Origin of the sequence: Prevotella sp. tc2-28 (assembly GCF_900107705.1) — a bacterium.
In the GTDB taxonomy this organism is placed as follows: domain Bacteria; phylum Bacteroidota; class Bacteroidia; order Bacteroidales; family Bacteroidaceae; genus Prevotella.
In genome coordinates, this window is record NZ_FNRE01000002.1 from 339,834 (window position 1) to 357,999 (window position 18,166).

At 51.2% G+C, this 18,166-nt stretch carries 14 protein-coding genes; 13 read left to right on the plus strand and 1 reads right to left on the minus strand.

Features of this window, described 5'->3' with window-relative positions:
- Window positions 1-22: 22 nt before the first annotated feature.
- The 4 genes from BLU47_RS03165 to trmD all read left to right on the plus strand — a co-directional run bounded on the left by BLU47_RS03165 (window position 23) and on the right by trmD (window position 7,037).
- Window positions 23-2,092, plus strand: a complete 2,070-nt coding sequence (locus tag BLU47_RS03165) for a GH3 family acyl-acid amido synthetase (protein ID WP_091958251.1) — start codon at window positions 23-25, stop codon at window positions 2,090-2,092.
- 126 nt (window positions 2,093-2,218) lie between these two features.
- Entirely contained in the window at window positions 2,219-5,446 is a 3,228-nt protein-coding gene (gene carB, locus BLU47_RS03170) for a carbamoyl-phosphate synthase (glutamine-hydrolyzing) large subunit (protein ID WP_091958253.1), read from the plus strand.
- A gap of 30 nt (window positions 5,447-5,476) precedes the next feature.
- Window positions 5,477-6,340, plus strand: coding sequence for a patatin-like phospholipase family protein (locus tag BLU47_RS03175; RefSeq protein ID WP_091958256.1), 864 nt, complete (start codon window positions 5,477-5,479; stop codon window positions 6,338-6,340).
- A gap of 19 nt (window positions 6,341-6,359) precedes the next feature.
- On the plus strand, window positions 6,360-7,037 hold the full coding sequence (gene trmD / locus BLU47_RS03180; protein ID WP_091958383.1) for a tRNA (guanosine(37)-N1)-methyltransferase TrmD: 678 nt from the start codon (window positions 6,360-6,362) through the stop codon (window positions 7,035-7,037).
- Here the strand turns inward: trmD and BLU47_RS03185 are convergent.
- Window positions 7,012-7,860, minus strand: a complete 849-nt coding sequence (locus BLU47_RS03185; RefSeq protein ID WP_091958259.1) for a patatin-like phospholipase family protein — start codon at window positions 7,858-7,860, stop codon at window positions 7,012-7,014. The two genes, trmD and BLU47_RS03185, sit on opposite strands and share 26 nt — an antisense overlap.
- Before the next feature lie 93 nt (window positions 7,861-7,953).
- Between BLU47_RS03185 and BLU47_RS03190 the strand changes: the two genes are divergently transcribed.
- From BLU47_RS03190 to recJ, 9 genes are all read left to right on the plus strand, one after another.
- Window positions 7,954-9,369: an aminopeptidase P family protein gene (locus BLU47_RS03190; RefSeq protein WP_091958262.1), complete on the plus strand. Its 1,416-nt coding sequence runs from the start codon at window positions 7,954-7,956 to the stop codon at window positions 9,367-9,369.
- A gap of 6 nt (window positions 9,370-9,375) precedes the next feature.
- Entirely contained in the window at window positions 9,376-10,581 is a 1,206-nt protein-coding gene (locus BLU47_RS03195; protein ID WP_091958264.1) for a C1 family peptidase, read from the plus strand.
- 64 nt (window positions 10,582-10,645) lie between these two features.
- Window positions 10,646-11,341: an RraA family protein gene (locus tag BLU47_RS03200; protein WP_091958267.1), complete on the plus strand. Its 696-nt coding sequence runs from the start codon at window positions 10,646-10,648 to the stop codon at window positions 11,339-11,341.
- Window positions 11,342-11,353: 12 nt separating this feature from the next.
- Window positions 11,354-12,097, plus strand: coding sequence for an SDR family NAD(P)-dependent oxidoreductase (locus tag BLU47_RS03205; RefSeq protein WP_091958269.1), 744 nt, complete (start codon window positions 11,354-11,356; stop codon window positions 12,095-12,097).
- 18 nt (window positions 12,098-12,115) lie between these two features.
- On the plus strand, window positions 12,116-13,399 hold the full coding sequence (locus tag BLU47_RS03210) for an MFS transporter (RefSeq protein ID WP_091958272.1): 1,284 nt from the start codon (window positions 12,116-12,118) through the stop codon (window positions 13,397-13,399).
- Between the two features lie 2 nt (window positions 13,400-13,401).
- Entirely contained in the window at window positions 13,402-14,523 is a 1,122-nt protein-coding gene (locus BLU47_RS03215) for an enolase C-terminal domain-like protein (RefSeq protein WP_091958274.1), read from the plus strand.
- Complete coding sequence (locus BLU47_RS03220) at window positions 14,520-15,692, plus strand: UxaA family hydrolase (protein ID WP_091958277.1); 1,173 nt, start codon at window positions 14,520-14,522, stop codon at window positions 15,690-15,692. Before BLU47_RS03215 ends, BLU47_RS03220 begins: the two co-directional genes overlap by 4 nt.
- Window positions 15,689-16,288, plus strand: coding sequence for a NanQ anomerase/TabA/YiaL family protein (locus BLU47_RS03225; protein ID WP_091958386.1), 600 nt, complete (start codon window positions 15,689-15,691; stop codon window positions 16,286-16,288). Before BLU47_RS03220 ends, BLU47_RS03225 begins: the two co-directional genes overlap by 4 nt.
- Before the next feature lie 157 nt (window positions 16,289-16,445).
- Window positions 16,446-18,164: a single-stranded-DNA-specific exonuclease RecJ gene (recJ, locus tag BLU47_RS03230; protein ID WP_091958280.1), complete on the plus strand. Its 1,719-nt coding sequence runs from the start codon at window positions 16,446-16,448 to the stop codon at window positions 18,162-18,164.
- Window positions 18,165-18,166 lie beyond the last annotated feature (2 nt).

The window sequence follows — 18,166 nt, forward strand, 5'->3', positions numbered from 1 at the left end:
ACACATAAAACTAAATATAAAAATGTATCAAGTGTCAGTAGTGACGCCATTCCACAACGTGGATATGAGCATGTTTGAGAAGTGTGCCGAGTCGATGCGAGCACAGACCATTGGTTTCGAGCGTATAGAGTGGATTATCGTCGTACACAACAGTGAGCCACACTACATGCCGACGCTAACGGAGATGTTCAAGGACGACAAGAACGTCATCCTCAAAGAACTCAGAGACGGGATGCACACGCCCGCCACACCTCGTAATTACGGTATGCATCTGGTGACTGGACCCTATCTGGGATTCCTCGACGCTGACGACAGCTACACCCCGGAGTGTCTGGAGGTGGCTATCCGTGAGATGCAAGAGACCAAGTCGCAGGTGGTGACCTTCCGTCGCGAATACGAGTTGGAGAAAGAGAGTCTGCATCCACATACGGAGACGGTATTATGGAATCAGACTGAATGGCGCATCGTGATGGAGCGTAAAGACTTCCAGCAAGACAAGATGTTCAGTGGACTGTGGCCTTTCTCAACATCACGTCTGTATGATACGGAGTTCCTGTTCAAGAACGACCTGTTCTTCTCAAAGGACGTGATGTGGGTGGAGGACGTTTGGCATACGGGAATGTGTCTGATGAAGGCTGACCGTGTGTGCTACCTACCCCAGTTCATCGGGTACCACTACTTCATCAACAGCGGTTCCATCATCCAGGACAAGAAGAAGTCGTATGAAGACTTGCTGGACTGCTTCCGGTCAGCACAACACATCATCGACGATCTGAAAGCAATTGGTGTGGACACCAACGATACAGCGACAACCCTCATGATACTGCTGACACAATACTATCTGGGCTCTGACCTCACCATCGACCAACGTCGCACGTTGAGCGACATGATACGGCCGTACCTGATGCAGGTGAAGAAGTTGACACCCTCGAAGATTCACAGTCCAGAGGAGTGTTACCTGAACTACCACCTGCCACGCGAAGTGCTGGGTAACCCCGAGAACCCCTGGGCAAGTCCGACACTCTACGACGAGCGCAACGGATGGTCGGCTATGATGAAGATTCTACGCAGCAACTCTACTACCGACTTCGGACGCCGTTATCACTTCAGCGAGATAGAGACACTTGCCGACTACCAGCAAAAGGTGCCTATGACCGACCAAAGCAACTACAAGCGGTTACTGGACCTGCAGGCCAACATCGGGGAGAGCAGTATCCTTACCTCCGAACCCACCAGCCTGTATCTGATTAACGCCAAAGGACAACGGGTGCCCAGTACGCAGAGTCATATGCGCCCTTATATGGAGAGCTTCGCTACCACATTGAAGCACCATCATAACCTATTGGTGGCCTTGGTAGGTCTACGACAGAAGCAGACTAACGACGGATGTACGGTAGAGACATTAGAGAGTGAGATGGTCAAGAAATATATGTGGTACTACCACTTTGCCCGTGGCAAGCGCCGTGCGACATTCTCCATGTCTGACGACCTCTTCTTCAAAACCAATCCCCACGAGGAGATGCGCACCATCTGCTTCTATGCACTCGCAGACCGGGACATCGACCAACTGGTAGCCATCAACACCCGACGCATTGCAGACATGTTCGAATATATGTCAGCCCATCGCGAGGAGCTGATAGAAGAGATACGGGGCATCGACGCCCTACGTGCCAACGAGGTGGAAGTGGCCTTCCACTCCGGAGAGCCATTAGCCAACGCCCTGTGGCCCAATCTACAACGCATCGTTGCCTTTGGCACAGGAGAATACTACGATGCCACAACCCAGATGAAGGTGTATACGGGACAGACACCCCATAACAACGGCTACTACTATACCGAGGAGGCCGTCTACGGAAGGGCGGTAGCAGACAACAGTGATGTGTTCGAGACTATTCCCTCGACGAGTTTCCACGAGTACCTGCCTCTGGGCAGCGACGACACTGCAGCCACCGTCCTCTCGACCGACGTAAAGGTGGGAGAACCCTACCAGCTGGTGGTCACTAACAGTTCAGGACTGTACCGATATGTCACCGACCACATCGTGCGCATACAGGAGAAACAGGACGACAAGGTACTGTTCACCATCTACTAAGGGAAAAGAGTATCGATATGCAGGAATCATACACGTTAGCAATTTTTAAATAGGAGATGTTTTGTCGTCTCCTATTTTTTTTATAATTTTGCACGCTTGAAATGCAATCAAAATTAACTTCATTATATGGATAAAAAACTCAAGAAGGTGCTCGTACTCGGTTCGGGTGCCCTAAAAATCGGACAGGCAGGTGAATTTGACTACTCAGGTTCACAGGCGCTCAAGGCTTTGCGTGAGGAGGGAATCTCCTCGGTGTTGGTAAACCCGAACATCGCTACGATTCAGACCTCGGAGGGTATTGCCGACAAGGTGTACTTCCAGCCAGTGACTACTCATTTCGTCACGGAGATTATCAAGAAAGAACGTCCTGACGGCATTCTGCTGGCCTTTGGTGGACAAACGGCACTGAACTGCGGTACAGAACTGTATCAGACTGGCGTGCTGAAGGAATATGGTGTTGAAGTGCTTGGTACATCGGTGGAGGCTATCATGAACACGGAGGATCGCGACCTCTTCGTCAAGAAGTTGGACGAGATCAGTCTGAAGACTCCCGTGAGCCACGCTGTGGAAAACATGGACGATGCACTGAAAGCCGCCAGAGAGATTGGGTTCCCCATCATGATCCGTTCAGCCTATGCACTGGGCGGTCTGGGTTCTGGTATCTGTCCGGACGAGAAAGCCTTTACCGAACTGGCTGAGAGTGCCTTTACCTTCGCCCCTCAGATCCTGGTGGAGGAATCGCTGAAGGGATGGAAGGAGATTGAGTTTGAGTGTATCCGTGATGCCAATGACCATTGCTTCACAGTAGCCTCCATGGAGAACTTCGACCCACTGGGCATCCATACCGGTGAGTCGATTGTGGTGGCTCCTACCTGTTCGCTGACTGACGATCAGGTGAAGATGTTACAGGACATCACCATCCGCTGCGTGCGCCACCTGAACATCGTGGGTGAGTGTAACATCCAGTTTGCGTTCAACGCACAGACCAACGACTACCGCATCATTGAGATCAATGCCCGTCTGAGTCGTTCTTCCGCACTGGCCTCTAAGGCTACGGGCTATCCCCTCGCCTTTGTGGCTGCCAAGATTGCATTAGGTTATACGCTCGACCAGATTGGTGAGATGGGAACCCCCAACTCTGCCTATGTGGCTCCGCAACTGGACTATATGATCTGTAAGATTCCCCGTTGGGACCTGACAAAGTTTGCTGGTGTGAGTCGCCAGATAGGCAGTTCGATGAAGTCAGTAGGTGAAATCATGTCCATCGGACGCTCCTTCGAGGAGATGATCCAGAAGGGACTCCGTATGATCGGACAGGGCATGCACGGTTTTGTGGGTAACGACCACACAAAATTCGACAACCTCGACGAGGAGCTGGCAAACCCCACCGACCTGCGTATCTTCGCTATCGCACAGGCGCTGGAAGAGGGCTACTCCATTGAGCGTATCGAGGAACTGACCAAGATTGACGTATGGTTCCTGGAGCGTCTGAAACATATCGTCGACCTGAAACACCAGTTGCAGCAGTACAACAAGTTGGAAGACGTGCCCAACGCTTTGCTGAAAGAGGTGAAGATATGCGGATTCTCCGACTTCCAGATAGCCCGCTTCGTGCTGAAGCCACAGAACGGCAACATGGAGAAAGAGAATCTGGCTGTTCGCCAATACCGCAAACAGCAGGGCATCGTACCTGCCGTGAAGCGCATCAACACGGTAGCCTCGGAGCATCCCGAGCTGACCAACTACCTGTATTTCACCTATGCAGTAGAAGGTCACGACATACCCTATTATAAAAATGAGAAATCGGTCATCGTTCTGGGTTCAGGTGCCTATCGCATCGGTTCGTCAGTAGAGTTCGACTGGTGCTCGGTGAACGCCATCAACACAGCGCGTAAGCTGGGCTACAAGTCGATTATGATTAACTATAACCCCGAGACGGTATCTACAGACTATGACATGTGTGACCGTCTGTACTTCGACGAGCTCTCCCTGGAGCGCGTACTCGACGTGATAGACCTGGAACAGCCACGTGGTGTCATCGTCAGCGTGGGTGGTCAGATTCCTAACAACCTGGCCATGAAACTGCACCGCCAGGGTGTTCCCGTACTGGGAACAAGTCCTGTGGACATTGACCGTGCAGAGAATCGTGACAAGTTCTCGGCCATGCTCGACAAGTTGGGCATTGACCAGCCTGCATGGCGTGCGCTGACCTCTTTCGACGACATCAAGGAATTTGTCGCTGAGGTAGGCTATCCCGTACTGGTACGTCCTTCGTATGTGCTGTCGGGTGCAGCCATGAACGTGTGCTACGACGACGAGGAACTGCACCGTTTCCTGTCAATGGCCACCGAGGTGTCGAAGGAGTTCCCTGTAGTGGTTTCGAAGTTCATGACGGAGACCAAGGAGATAGAGTTCGATGCCGTTGCTGACAAGGGTGAGGTTGTTGAGTATGCCATCTCAGAGCATGTAGAGTATGCCGGTGTTCACTCTGGTGACGCCACGATGGTGTTCCCCGCCCAGCACATCTACTTCTCTACCGTTCGCCAGATTAAGAAGATTGCCCGCAAGATAGCCAAAGAGCTGAACATCAGCGGTCCATTCAACATACAGTTCCTTGCCAAGAACCGCGAGGTGAAGGTCATCGAGTGTAACCTGCGTGCATCACGTTCGTTCCCCTTCGTATCGAAAATCCTGAAACGCAACTTCATCGAGACGGCTACGAAGATTATGCTCGACGCGCCCTACTCTCGTCCTGATCGTTCGGAGTTCGACATCGACCGCATCGGTGTCAAGGCCTCACAGTTCTCGTTTGCCCGTCTGCAGAATGCCGACCCCGTCTTGGGTGTAGACATGTCGTCAACGGGTGAGGTAGGTTGTCTGGGTGACGACCTGAACGAGGCCATGCTGAACGCTCTGATTGCCACAGGCTATCGCTTGCCGAAGCAAGGAGCAAACATCCTTATTTCAAGTGGTGCTGCCAAGGGTAAGGTCAGTCTGCTGGAGCCCGCCAAGGACCTGGTGAAAAAGGGTTACAAGGTTTATGCCACAGGTGGTACTGCCAAGTTCTTCAACGATAACGGTGTGGAGGCTACAGCCGTCAGCTGGCCTGACGAGGAAGGCGACAACAATGTGATGGACATGATTGCCCAGCACCAGTTTGCACTCATCGTGAACGTACCGAAAAACCACACGAAGCGTGAGCTGACCAACGGCTACCGCATCCGTCGTGGTGCCATCGACCACAACATCCCTCTGATGACCAATGTGCGTCTGGCAAAGGCCTACATTGAGGCGTTCACCGCGCTCAGCGAGAACGACATCAAGATCAAGTCTTGGCAGGAGTATAATGCTTAGAGGTAAGAGGTGAGAGGTAAGAGGTAAGAGATGACAGGGAAGAAGGGGCTGGTTCTGGAAGGCGGCGCCATGCGTGGACTATGGACAGCAGGCGTGACAGATGTCATGATGGAACACGACATCTGGCCAGACGGACTGATTGGTGTCTCTGCGGGGGCTGCGTTTGGCTGCAACTATAAATCGAAGCAGATCGGACGCGCCATCCGCTACAACACCCGCTTTGCCAAGGACCCCAGGTACAGTGGTGTGAGGTCACTGCTGACCACGGGCGACTACTTCAATGCGAAGTTCGGTTATCATGTAGTTCCCTACGAGTACGACCTCTTCGACATCAAGACCTTCGAGGAGAATCCCCTGGAGTTTACCATCGTTTGTACGGATGTGCAGACGGGTCAACCGGTATATCATGTAATGGACCACGTAGACTACGACGAACTGGAGTGGTTGCGAGCCTCTGCATCAATGCCGCTGGCGTCGAAAGTCGTGAAGGTGCAAGGTCACCTGTTGCTTGACGGTGGGGTGGCAGACAGCATCCCCTTGGAATACTTCGAGCGCAAGGGATATGACCGCAACGTGGTCATCCTGACGCAGCCTCAGGGATACCAGAAGGCGCACAACAGACTGATGCCGCTAATGCGCCTTGCATTACATCGCTACCCCCACTTCCTAAAAGCATTGGACGAGCGCCACCAGATGTACAACTACCAGTTGGAATATGTGGCGAATGCAGAGCGACTGGGTCGTTGTCTGGTCATCCGTCCGGATGAGAAGATACCCATCGGCCACATCTCACACAACCCAGAACAGATGCACCACGTCTACGAACTGGGGCGAAAGGTGGGCGAAAGGTATATTGACCGCATCCAAGCGTTCTATGGAATTCATCATTCATAATGCATCATTCATCATTGTTATGAGAATAGACATCATCACCGTACTGCCCGAAATGCTGGAGGGCTTCGTACACGAGAGTATTCTGGCAAGGGCTGAGAAGAAAGGACTTGCTGAGATTCGACTGCACAACCTGCGCGACTACACGCTGGATAAATGGCGTCGCGTTGACGACTATCCCTATGGCGGTAGTGCGGGTATGGTGATGCAATGCGAACCCATAGACCGTTGTATCACGGCACTGAAGGCAGAGCGTGACTACGACGAGGTCATCTTCACCTCACCCGACGGTGAACGTTTCGACCAGCACATGGCCAACGAGTTGTCGCTGAAGGGAAACCTGATTATCCTTGCCGGTCACTACAAGGGCATTGACCAGCGTGTTCGCGACCACCTGATTACGAAAGAGATTTCTATTGGCGACTTCGTACTGACGGGAGGCGAACTGGTGGCCGCCATGATAGCTGACGCGATAGTCCGCGTAGTTCCTGGTGTCATCGGTGACGAGCAGAGTGCCCTCTCCGACTGTTTTCAGGACGACCTGCTGGCCGCCCCCATCTATACGCGTCCGGCAGACTATAAAGGATGGAAGGTGCCTGAGATACTGCTCTCGGGCAACGAAGCCAAGATACGCAACTGGGAATTGGAACAGGCGATGGAGCGCACCCGTCGCCTCAGACCAGACCTGCTGAAAGAATAAAGCGCTCACCTAAGCGGAACCCCTCTTCATATAGGCGTTCCAACTTCTCTACATCCTGAGTGATGCGCCCAACTTCCATAGGTGCCTCCGGACGGATGACGGTTATCTCACCCCAGTCTTCCATCCGTTCTATCAAGTCGAGTTGTTTGTTGTATTCCGCCGTACGTCTGCTTAACGCCACACGCAGACGGGGATACTCCCGATAGATGAACTTTGGCATCTTAATGTCGGGTTCCGACGAACGATAACCACGATTACGCGTTAAGACGACCACATTCTCCTGATGTCCTGTATCAATGCTACGCACGATAGGAATACTGTCGACAATACCACCATCGAGCATCGGGATGCCATCGACATCTACGATATGCGCCACAAAAGGCAGCGCACTCGTCGCCTTCACTATCTGGGTGAGTCGCTGATGGTCATGACGCTCCGAGAGATACATCGCACGACCCGTCCTGCAGTTGGTAGTCACCATCTCAAAGGTTGCCGCATTTGCTTCATACGCTGCATAGTCGAAGGGCACCAACTCGTTAGGAAAACGCTCGTAGAGGATGTCGGTATCGAAGATGCTACCTTTCTGTACCAGACCTTTCAGTGAGATATAATCATACTTCTGCAACATGTCGATGTTCGACCAGCGCGCTCTTCGAGGCTGCCGACTCATATACGACATGGCATTGCAAGCTCCTGCCGACACAGCCACTACATAAGGGAAATAGACCTCATGCTTCATCAAGGCGTCGAGCACACCCGACGTGAACACGCCTCGCATGCCGCCACCCTCGAGAACCAGACCTGTGTTGGATGATATTTGCATTTTAATACTTTTTAGGGTGCAAAGTTAGTGCAAATAAATAAATAATGTGTACCTTTGCGAACAAAATGGACAAACAAACCGATTTTTTGATAAATGTTTAGCAAAGATACGTATATCCGGCGACGTGCCGAACTGAAAAAAATAGTGGGCGAAGGTGTTATCGTGCTGTTTGGCAACAACGATGCACCGTGCAACTATCCCGCCAACTGCTATGCTCCGATGCGACAGGACTCCTCGTTCCTGTATTACTTCGGACAGCATCGTAATGGACTGGTAGGTGTGATTGACATCGACAACGACGAAGAGTGGCTGTTCGGTGACGACATTGACGTGGAAGACATTGTATGGATGGGCTTCACACCATCGGTAGCTGACTTGGCTGCTGAGGTGGGTGTGACGAAGACTGCCCCCATGAAATCTCTTACCGCTCACCTCTCACCGCTCAACTCTCACCACTCACCTCTCACCACTAAAAACATCCACTTCCTGCCACCCTATCGTCATGATACCCAAATCCAAATCATGGACTTGCTGGGTATTCATCCATCAAAACAAAAGGAGGCAGCATCACTTGAGCTCATCCAAGCTGTTGTAAAGATGCGCTCCACCAAAGAAGCACAGGAAATAGAAGCTATTGATCGTGCTTGTGATGTGGGCTATGCGATGCACACCACCGCCCAATTGCTGATTAAGCCGGGAGTGACAGAACGCTTCATTGGCGGACAGGTGGATGGCATTGCCCGTTCACTGGCCGACCAGACAAGTTTCGCCACCATCTTCTCGCAACATGGCGAGATTATGCACGGCAATCCAACGGCAAACAAACTGGAGGATGGTCGTCTGGTATTGTGTGATGCTGGTTGTGAACTGGACGACTACTGTAGTGATCATACCCGTACGATGCCTGTCAACGGCAAGTTCACCCAGCGTCAGCTGGAAATCTACAGCATTGTGGAAGCATGTCACGACTACGTCTTGGAAGTGGCAAAGCCTGGTGTGAAATATATGGATGTCCACTTTGCTGTCTGTCGGATGATGACCGAACGACTCAAGGAACTGGGACTGATGAAGGGCGACACGGACGAGGCTGTAAAGGCTGGTGCCCACGCTATGTTCCTGCCTCACGGATTAGGTCACATGATGGGTATGGACGTTCACGACATGGAAGGTCTAGGACAGATTTATGTTGGCTTCGACGAGGAGACACGTCCCAATCTGGAGCAGTTTGGCACCAACTGTCTGCGCATGGGTCGAAGGCTACAGGAAGGCTTTGTCGTTACTGACGAGCCCGGCATCTACTTTATCCCTGCCCTCATCGACGAGTGGAAAGCCAGCGGACACTGCAAGGAGTTTATCAACTACGAGAAGTTGGAGACCTACAAGGACTTTGGCGGCATCCGCATCGAGGATGATGTACTGATTACCAAAGACGGCTGCAGATTCCTCGGAACGAAGCGCATCCCGTACCACCCTGCAGAGCTGGAAGCATTTATGAGTAAAAACCAATAGATAATTATGAAAAAAATTTTAACCTTTGCACTCATGGCATTCGTTGCCGTTGGTGCTCAGGCTGCCAAGAAAAAGGCACCTGCAAAAAATGAGAACAAACCCGTATTCACCGTCGTCAAGGAAAATCCTATCACGACCATCAAGGACCAGAACCGCTCGGGTACGTGCTGGGACTACTCTACCCTCTCCTTCTTTGAGGCTGAGATTCTGAAGGCTACCGGCAAGAAGTACACCCTCTGTGAAGCTTTCGTAGCCAACAAGACCTATATGGAGCGTGCCATCCAAGTGGTTCGCTATCACGGTGACTGCCAGTTTGCACAGGGCGGAAGTTCTGAGGACGTGCTTCACACGCTGAAGACCCATGGTATCTGCCCCATCGAGGCAATGCCTTTCCCCGGTTCACTCTATGGTGACTCGCTGAACAACTTCAACGAGTTCTTCAGCGTGCTGGAGCCATACGTAGCCGCTGTCGCCAAGAGCGATGCCAAGAAACTCAGCAAGGCATGGAAGACCGGTATGCAAGGCATACTCGACGCCTATCTAGGAAAGTGCCCTGAGAAGTTCACCTACGAAGGCAAGGAATATACCCCGAAAAGTTTCATGGCATCGCTGGGTATCAATCTCGACGACTATGTGAGCATCACCAGCTATACCCACCATCCCTTCTACACCGCCTTCGCCGTTGAGGTACAGGACAACTGGCGCTTCCCATTGAGCTACAACGTGCCAATGGACGAGATGATGCAGATTATCGACAACGCTGTGAAGAACGGCTATACCGTAGCCTGGGGCGGTGACGTCAGTGAGCCTGGCTTCACCCGCAAGGGACTGGCCTATGCTGTAGATGACAAAAAGACACAGAGCCTGCAAGGCAGCGACATGGCCAAATGGCTGAAGATGACTGCCGCCAAGAAGCGTGACATCATCGACTCGCTGGGCTGCACCGTGCCTGAGATTGTTCCTACTCAGGAGATGCGTCAGGAGCGCTTCGACAACTGGGAACTGACTGACGACCATGGCATGCACATCTTCGGTGTTGCCAAGGACCAGAACGGTAAGGAGTACTATATGGTACAGAACTCATGGGGCAAGACGGGCGACTACAAGGGCATCTGGTATATGACCAAGGCTTTCATCGCTGCCAACACCATGGACTTCCTCATCAACAAAAATGCTATTCCCGCTGAGATTCGCAAGAAGCTAGGACTTTAAACCATGGAAGGGGTGTGCCATCATGCGCATCCCTTTCATTTCTTTCACCTAAAACAAACTACTTATGACAAACCTATGGAAAAATGATGAAGAACTGTTCCGTATAGCCCGTAACGAACTCTTCACAGCCTTGATAGGCGATGTCCTGGACAAAATGGGGTATCTGCACCAATTCCTGCCCCCACATATCAAACCCTTACGACGTGACATGGTAGTCATCGGACGCGCAATGCCCGTGTTGGAAGCTGACGTCTTTGCAGAGCGACAGCAGGAGACACAGCTCGACGTGATGCGGAAACCCTTTGGAATCATGTTTGAGGCACTTGACCAACTGAAGGCCGGTGAGGTATATATCTGTAGTGGTTCGTCACCACGCTATGCACTATGGGGCGGACTGATGAGCACACGAGCTATTGCCATAGGAGCAGCTGGCGCAGTGGTTGACGGTTTCTCACGAGACACCAACGAGATACTGCGTCTGAACTTTCCCACTTTTTCACAAGGCACCTATGCACAAGACCAAGGACCTCGCGGAAAAGTGATAGACTATCGGGTACCCATCGAGTTCGGAGGCATTCCCGTTCGTCCTGGCGACATTGTCTTTGGCGACCTTGACGGTGTGATCATCGTACCCCGCGAGGCTGAGGAAGAAGCCTTTGCCGGAGCCATTGAGAAGGCCCGTGGCGAAAAGCTGGTCAAGCAAGCCCTGGAGCAAGGCATGAGCACCGTAGAAGCTTTTGCCAAATTTGGAATCATGTAAAACAAATCAAATATGAATGCATTTAGAATTGACGGACAACGAGCCGTCGTAACAGGAGGAGGCAGCGGACTGGGTCTGGGTATTGCCAAAGTATTTGTAGAGGCCGGCGCCGAAGTAATCATCATCGGTAGAAACGAAGAGAAATTACGCAAGGCTCAGCAACAACTGGGAGAAAAATGCAGCTATCGGGCTTTCGATGTTACCAATACCAATGAGATTCCAGCTCTTGTACAAGACATCGGAGCAGTCGACATACTGGTTAACTGCGCTGGAGTACACCTGAAGAAATGGGCGCTCGATGTCAGCGACGAAGAATTTCTGAGCGTGCTGAACGTCCACGTGATGAGTGTCTTCGCCCTGAGTCGCGAGTTTGCCAAACTGATGGTAGAGCGAGGCAAAGGTTCTATCATCATGATTAGTTCGATGACAGCCATCATGGGGATGGAGCAAGTCGTTGCCTACACAACGGCAAAATCAGCCGTACTCGGATTACAACGCAGTTTGGTGGCAGAACTGTCACCCAAGGGCATACGTGTCAACACCATTGCTCCAGGCTGGATAGACACGCCCATGTTCCATAAAGCCACTGACAACGACCCCCAGCGCAAGGCCAATATCCTGCGCCGCATTCCCATGAAAACCTTTGGCCAGCCAGAGGATATCGGCTATGCAGCACTCTACCTCTCATCTCCGGCAGGCAGTTACGTGAACGGTGTGTTCCTTCCTGTAGACGCTGGAGCATCAGAAGCATTCTAAGGAGCAAGGACTGCGACTATGAAGAAAACGAATATCCGTTGGACGGTGGTGGCCCTTATCTTCTTTGCCACCACCATCAACTACATCGACCGTCAGGTTATCGGACTGCTGAAGCCCTATATCCAAGATGACCTTGGATGGACAGAGGCAGACTATGGGTATATCGTCACCGCATTCCAGGTAGCTTATGGCATTGGCATGCTGTTAGGCGGACGGATGCTCGACCGGCTAGGCAGCAAGAGCGGATACTCTATAGCCATTATCGTGTGGAGCATCGGTGCCGTACTACATGCCACGGTGCGCTCCGTAACTGGTTTTGGAGCAGCACGTGCCATCCTTGGCTTGGGTGAGGCAGGAAACTTTCCCGCAGCTGTGAAGGTCATCGCAGAATGGTTTCCCAAGCGCGACCGAGCCTATGCTACCGGTCTGTTCAATTCCGGAACAACCATTGGCGCCATCATCGCCCCCATCATTGTGACGGCCATCACGCTGGAATGGGGTTGGCGGTGGGCTTTCATCGTTACTGGTATGCTGGGATTCGTCTGGGTGGTCATCTGGTGGATACTTTATCATTCCCCCGACAAGCACCGAGGCGTGAATCAGGCGGAACTGGAGTATATCAAGGGGGAGGAGGAGGAAGATAGGGCTAATAGGGCCAATGAGGCCGATGGGGCTTATGGGGCGGCTGTCACTTGGCGGCAACTGTTCCAGCATCGGCAGACCTATGCCATACTCTTCTCGCGCTTTGTCACCGACTGGGTGTGGTGGTTCTTCCTGTTCTGGACACCAGACTTTCTGAACAAGACACATGGTGTAGACCTGAAAGCCACCGTGCTGCCCCTTATCATTATTTATACGATGTCAAGTATCGGAGGAATATATGGCGGACATGTCTCCTCACAATTCATTCGCCTTGGACGCAGCATCGACTTTGCACGTAAGACAACGATTCTGCTGTTTGCACTACTTGTGCTTCCCCTGAATGCGGTTCCCTATATCGACAACCTTTGGATGGTGGTGTTCATCATCGGACTGGCCACGAGTACTCATCAGGCATGGGCATCGAATATTTTCACCATCGTTTCCGACGTCTATCCCAAACAGGTGGTAGGTTCGATGACGGGCATCAGCAGCGTCGGAGGAGCCGTTGGAGGTGCACTCGCCTCTTCCTTTGTCGGACTAATCTTGGAGTTGACAGGCAGCTATGCCTCTATCTTCATGATTGCCAGCACGATGTATCTGGTGGCCTGGCTCACGCTGAGGCTGTTCGTTCCTATCAGACAAATTGATTTCACGAAATAACTATGGTAATACAAAAGATTGAAACATGGTGGGTACGTCGTAACAAGTGCCTGTTCGACGACAAGCGCAAGGGAAAAAGTGCGATGGACTGGGACGTGCTGGTACTGAAACTGACCACCGACACCGGTATCGAGGGAATAGCCACCGCCCTGGCAGCCCGCTCGGGAAATGTCACAGAGGCATATATTCACGACAATATAGCCCCTGTCGTGCTGGGTCGCTCGCCCTATGAACACGAGAAGATATGGCATGAGTTGTGGAATATTGATCGTCATCTGACGTTCTTCCCCGTCTACCTTCCTGGTCCCATTGATGTAGCGCTGTGGGACATCTGTGCCAAGGCAGCAGGACTCCCACTCTACCAGTACATCGGAGCCTATCGTGAACAATTACCCGTCTATGCAAGCGGTTTGTTCCATACCTCAGAACAAGCATATATCGACGAGGCTTTGTTCTACCAACAAAGAGGTATCAATTGCTACAAAGTGCATCCTTGCGGACCTGTCGAGACGGACATGCGCATTCACGAGAATCTGCGCAAGGCCGTCGGAGAAAACTTCGGGCTGATGAGTGACCCCGTGGCAGAATACACCCTCGACGAAGCCATCCGCGTAGGTCGTCAACTGGAACGATTGAACTATATTTGGTTGGAGGAACCATTCCGCGATTTCGAACTCTATAAGTACACCCAGCTATGCAAAGCACTTGACATTCCCATCGCTGCTACGGAGACCACACGAGGGTGTCACTGGGGTGTTGCGCAGGTCATCAACCAACAAGCAGCAGACATCGTACGCGCTGACGTGTCCTGGAAGTGTGGCATCACAGGTACTCTGAAAATAGCCCATCTGGCAGAGGCTTTCGGCATGAACTGCGAGGTACATACCACGACAATGAACTATATGGACATTGTGAATCTACACGTTTCTTGTGCCATCCGCAACTGCAAATGGTTCGAATACTTCGTGCCAGAGGAAGATTTTCAATTTCCCATGAAGGGACTGCTGCCCATCGATGCCAAAGGCATGATTACCGTACCCAAGAAGCCCGGTATTGGTGTGGAACTCGACTGGCAACTCATCCATGACAACTGTGTGTCTTACAAGATTCTGGAACTGTCATGAAAGGTTATCTGCGCAAAGACGGACGAAAGGGTATCCGTAACGTCGTCGTGGTCACGTATCTGGTAGAGTGTGCCCACCATGTGGCTTCTCGCATTGCCCAGCATTTTCAAGACGATGACGTTCATTTGATTGGGTTCAGCGGATGCGCTCCGAATGACTATGCAGAGTTGATGATGCGCCAATTATGCACGCATCCCAATGTTGGAGCTGTACTGCTAGTGTCGTTGGGGTGTGAGAACTTTCAACGTAATCGCCTCTTGAAAGACATTAAGGAAAGTGGGCGACCAGCCTCTCTGATTGTCATCCAAGAAGAAGGTGGTACGATGCCTTCTATACAAAAGGGCATTTCTATCATCAACTCTTTACTGGAACAAAGACAAACAGTTCCCGTTGTCAACATTCAATGGTCAAACCTCGTCATAGGTACTGTTTGCGGTGGATCAGACGGATATAGTGGTATCACGGCTAATCCTGCTGTAGGTTGCACGTTCGACTATCTTATCGACCAAGGTGCAACCTGTATTTTCGAAGAGCCTGGCGAACTCATCGGTTGCGAACAGCTGCTGCAGGACAGAGCCGTCACTCCGGAATTGGGAGTACAATTATATAACTGCATCGTTAAAGCCAACAATTATTATAAACAGATGGGGCATGACAGCTTCTCAGCAGGAAACGCAACAGGCGGACTGACCACCATCGAGGAAAAGTCGCTAGGATCCTACTGCAAAAGCGGCAGCCGCCCCATACAAGGACTAACCTATCCTGGCATTCGACCGATATCTGCAGGACTATGGATGATGGACGTCGTTCCCGACGGAGAGGCACGTTGGGGTTTCCCGAATATCAACGACAACGCAGAAATCATGGAGATGATTGCTTGCGGATGCCATTTGGTACTCTACACCACCGGACGAGGCTCTGTAGCAGGCTCAGCTATCTCGCCCGTGGTGAAAGTTTGTTCCAATCCTATTACCTATCAGCAAATGGTTGACGATATGGACATCAATGCAGGTGCCATCGTAACAGACGGACAATCATTTAACGATGTCCGCGACCTATTGTTGCAATGTATCGAGAAAACGGCTTCAGGTGTACCCACCAAATCGGAATTGCTAGGACACCGGGAATACAGTTTAGTATATAAATCATTCAAAAAAATATGTATATGAAAAAAATCATCACGACCATCCTCGTCTGCCTGCTGACCATAACAGCATCAGCACAAACCAACAAGGAAGCCAAGCAATGGCTAAAACAAGGTGAATGGCGTCAAGGTTTCACAAAAGCGAAACCTCATAAGACGTTGAACATTAACGAATTCTATTCACAATACGAGAAGAACAAAGCACAATGGGATATACTTTTCCAATGGCTTCGTGACACCGATTTGAAGACCATTTCCAAAGGTAAGCACCCCATCCCTAACTCAACGTTAGTGGCCAGCGTTGAAGACTCAGAGAATGGTCCTCTGGAGAAACGCAACACAGAAAGTCATAAGCGCAAGATTGACTTTCAACTAGTGGTTTGCGGTACAGAAGGATTTGCATTGCTTGACCATCAGACAAGTACCATCAGCGTTCCCTACGACGAGAAAAAAGATGTCATGCGCTATCATTATCAGAAAGAAAAAACGCATTTCTTCGATGTAAAGGAGGGGAATTTCGTTATTTTCTTCCCTACAGATTGGCATATTGCCAAGGTACAAACCAAGAAGAAGGACCAGCGGATCAGAGTCATCGTGGTTAAGATGGACTACGTGGAGTAAGGGGTAAAAAGCATTATAAATGATAAAAACGGAATATAACTGTTAAAAAAACGACAGGATTTTCCGTTTTTTTGTTTTTTCTTCGTAACTTCGCAACGTATTATGGACTGAAGTGTACCATATGCCGTAGTGACGAAAGAAATAAAAATAAATATAAATGCAACTTAAATGGAATTACGAACCACCTACACCAGAGAAGCAACAGGCGGCTAACGAACTGGCCGAGAAGATTGGAGCGAGTCCTATTCTGGCCGGTTTGCTCATTCAGCGGGGCATCAAGACAGAGAGTGCAGCGAAGCGCTTCTTCCGTCCGATGCTGAACGAGCTGATAGACCCTTTCCTGATGAACGACATGGACGTGGCGGTAGACCGTCTGAACGATGCAATGGGGCGCAAAGAGCGCATCATGGTCTACGGCGACTACGATGTCGACGGATGTACGGCGGTAGCATTGGTCTACAAGTTTCTGCAGCAGTTCTATTCCAACATCGACTACTACATTCCCAACCGCGAAGGTGAGGGATACGGTGTGAGTCGTCAGGGCATAGACTATGCGGCAGAGAATGGTGTTAAACTGATTATCGTGCTGGACTGTGGCATCAAGGCTATTGACGAGATAGCCTATGCGAAACAGCGAGGCATTGATTTTATTATTTGCGACCACCACGTGCCTGACGACGAGTTGCCGCCGGCAGTGGCTATCCTCAATCCTAAGCGCACGGACTCCACCTATCCTTTCAAGCAACTCTGCGGGTGTGGTGTAGGCTTTAAGCTGATGCAAGCATTTGCCAAGAACAACGGCATCCCGTTTTCCCGGCTGATACCTTTGCTTGATTTCTGTGCTGTGTCGATAGCAGCAGACTTGGTGCCGGTGGTTGGTGAGAACCGCATCCTAGCCTTCCACGGACTGAAACTGTTGAATCAGAGTCCGAGTATCGGTCTGAAATCGATTATTGAGATTTGCGGACTGACGAACCGTGAACTCACCATGAGTGACATTGTGTTCAAGATAGGTCCACGCATCAATGCCTCAGGACGCATGATGAACGGCCGCGAAGCCGTGGAGTTGCTCGTGGAGCGCGACATGCAGAAGGCGCTCACACAGGCTCTGCGCATCAACGAACTCAACGAACAGCGAAAGGACGTGGACAAGCAGATGACTGAAGAAGCCAACGAAATCGTGGCGCGTCTGGAAAGTCAGCAGCACATGCAGAGCATCGTACTTTATGACGAGGGATGGAAGAAGGGAGTCGTGGGCATCGTCGCATCTCGACTGACGGAACTGTATTTCCGTCCCACCGTCGTACTGACCATCATCGACGGCATCGCGTCTGGTTCTGCTCGTTCGGTAGCGGGTTTCGACATCTATGATGCTGTCAAATCCTGTCGTGACCTATTGGAAAACTTCGGGGGTCACACCTATGCCGTCGGGTTGACACTTCGTCAGGAGAACATCCCTGAGTTCCGTCGTCGTTTTCAGGAATATGTCAGTCAGCATATCCTTCCCGAGCAGACGCAACAGACGATGGAGGTGGACATGGCATTAGACTTCCACGACATTTCGAAGCGACTGCTGGGCGAACTGAAACGGTTGGCTCCGCACGGACCGGGCAACGAGAAACCGCTATTCCTCACACGTAATGTTTACGACTACGGTACATCGAAGGTGGTGGGGCGCCATCAAGAACATATCAAGCTTGAACTGGTAGACTCGAAGTCGGCAGTAGTCATGAACGGCATCGCCTTCGGACAGTCAGCTGCGGCGCACTATATCAAGAGCAAGCGATCGTTCGACATCATCTATACCATCGAGGAAAACAGTTATAAGCGCGGTGAGATACAGTTGCAGATAGAAGACATTAAGCCTTCGGAATGAGA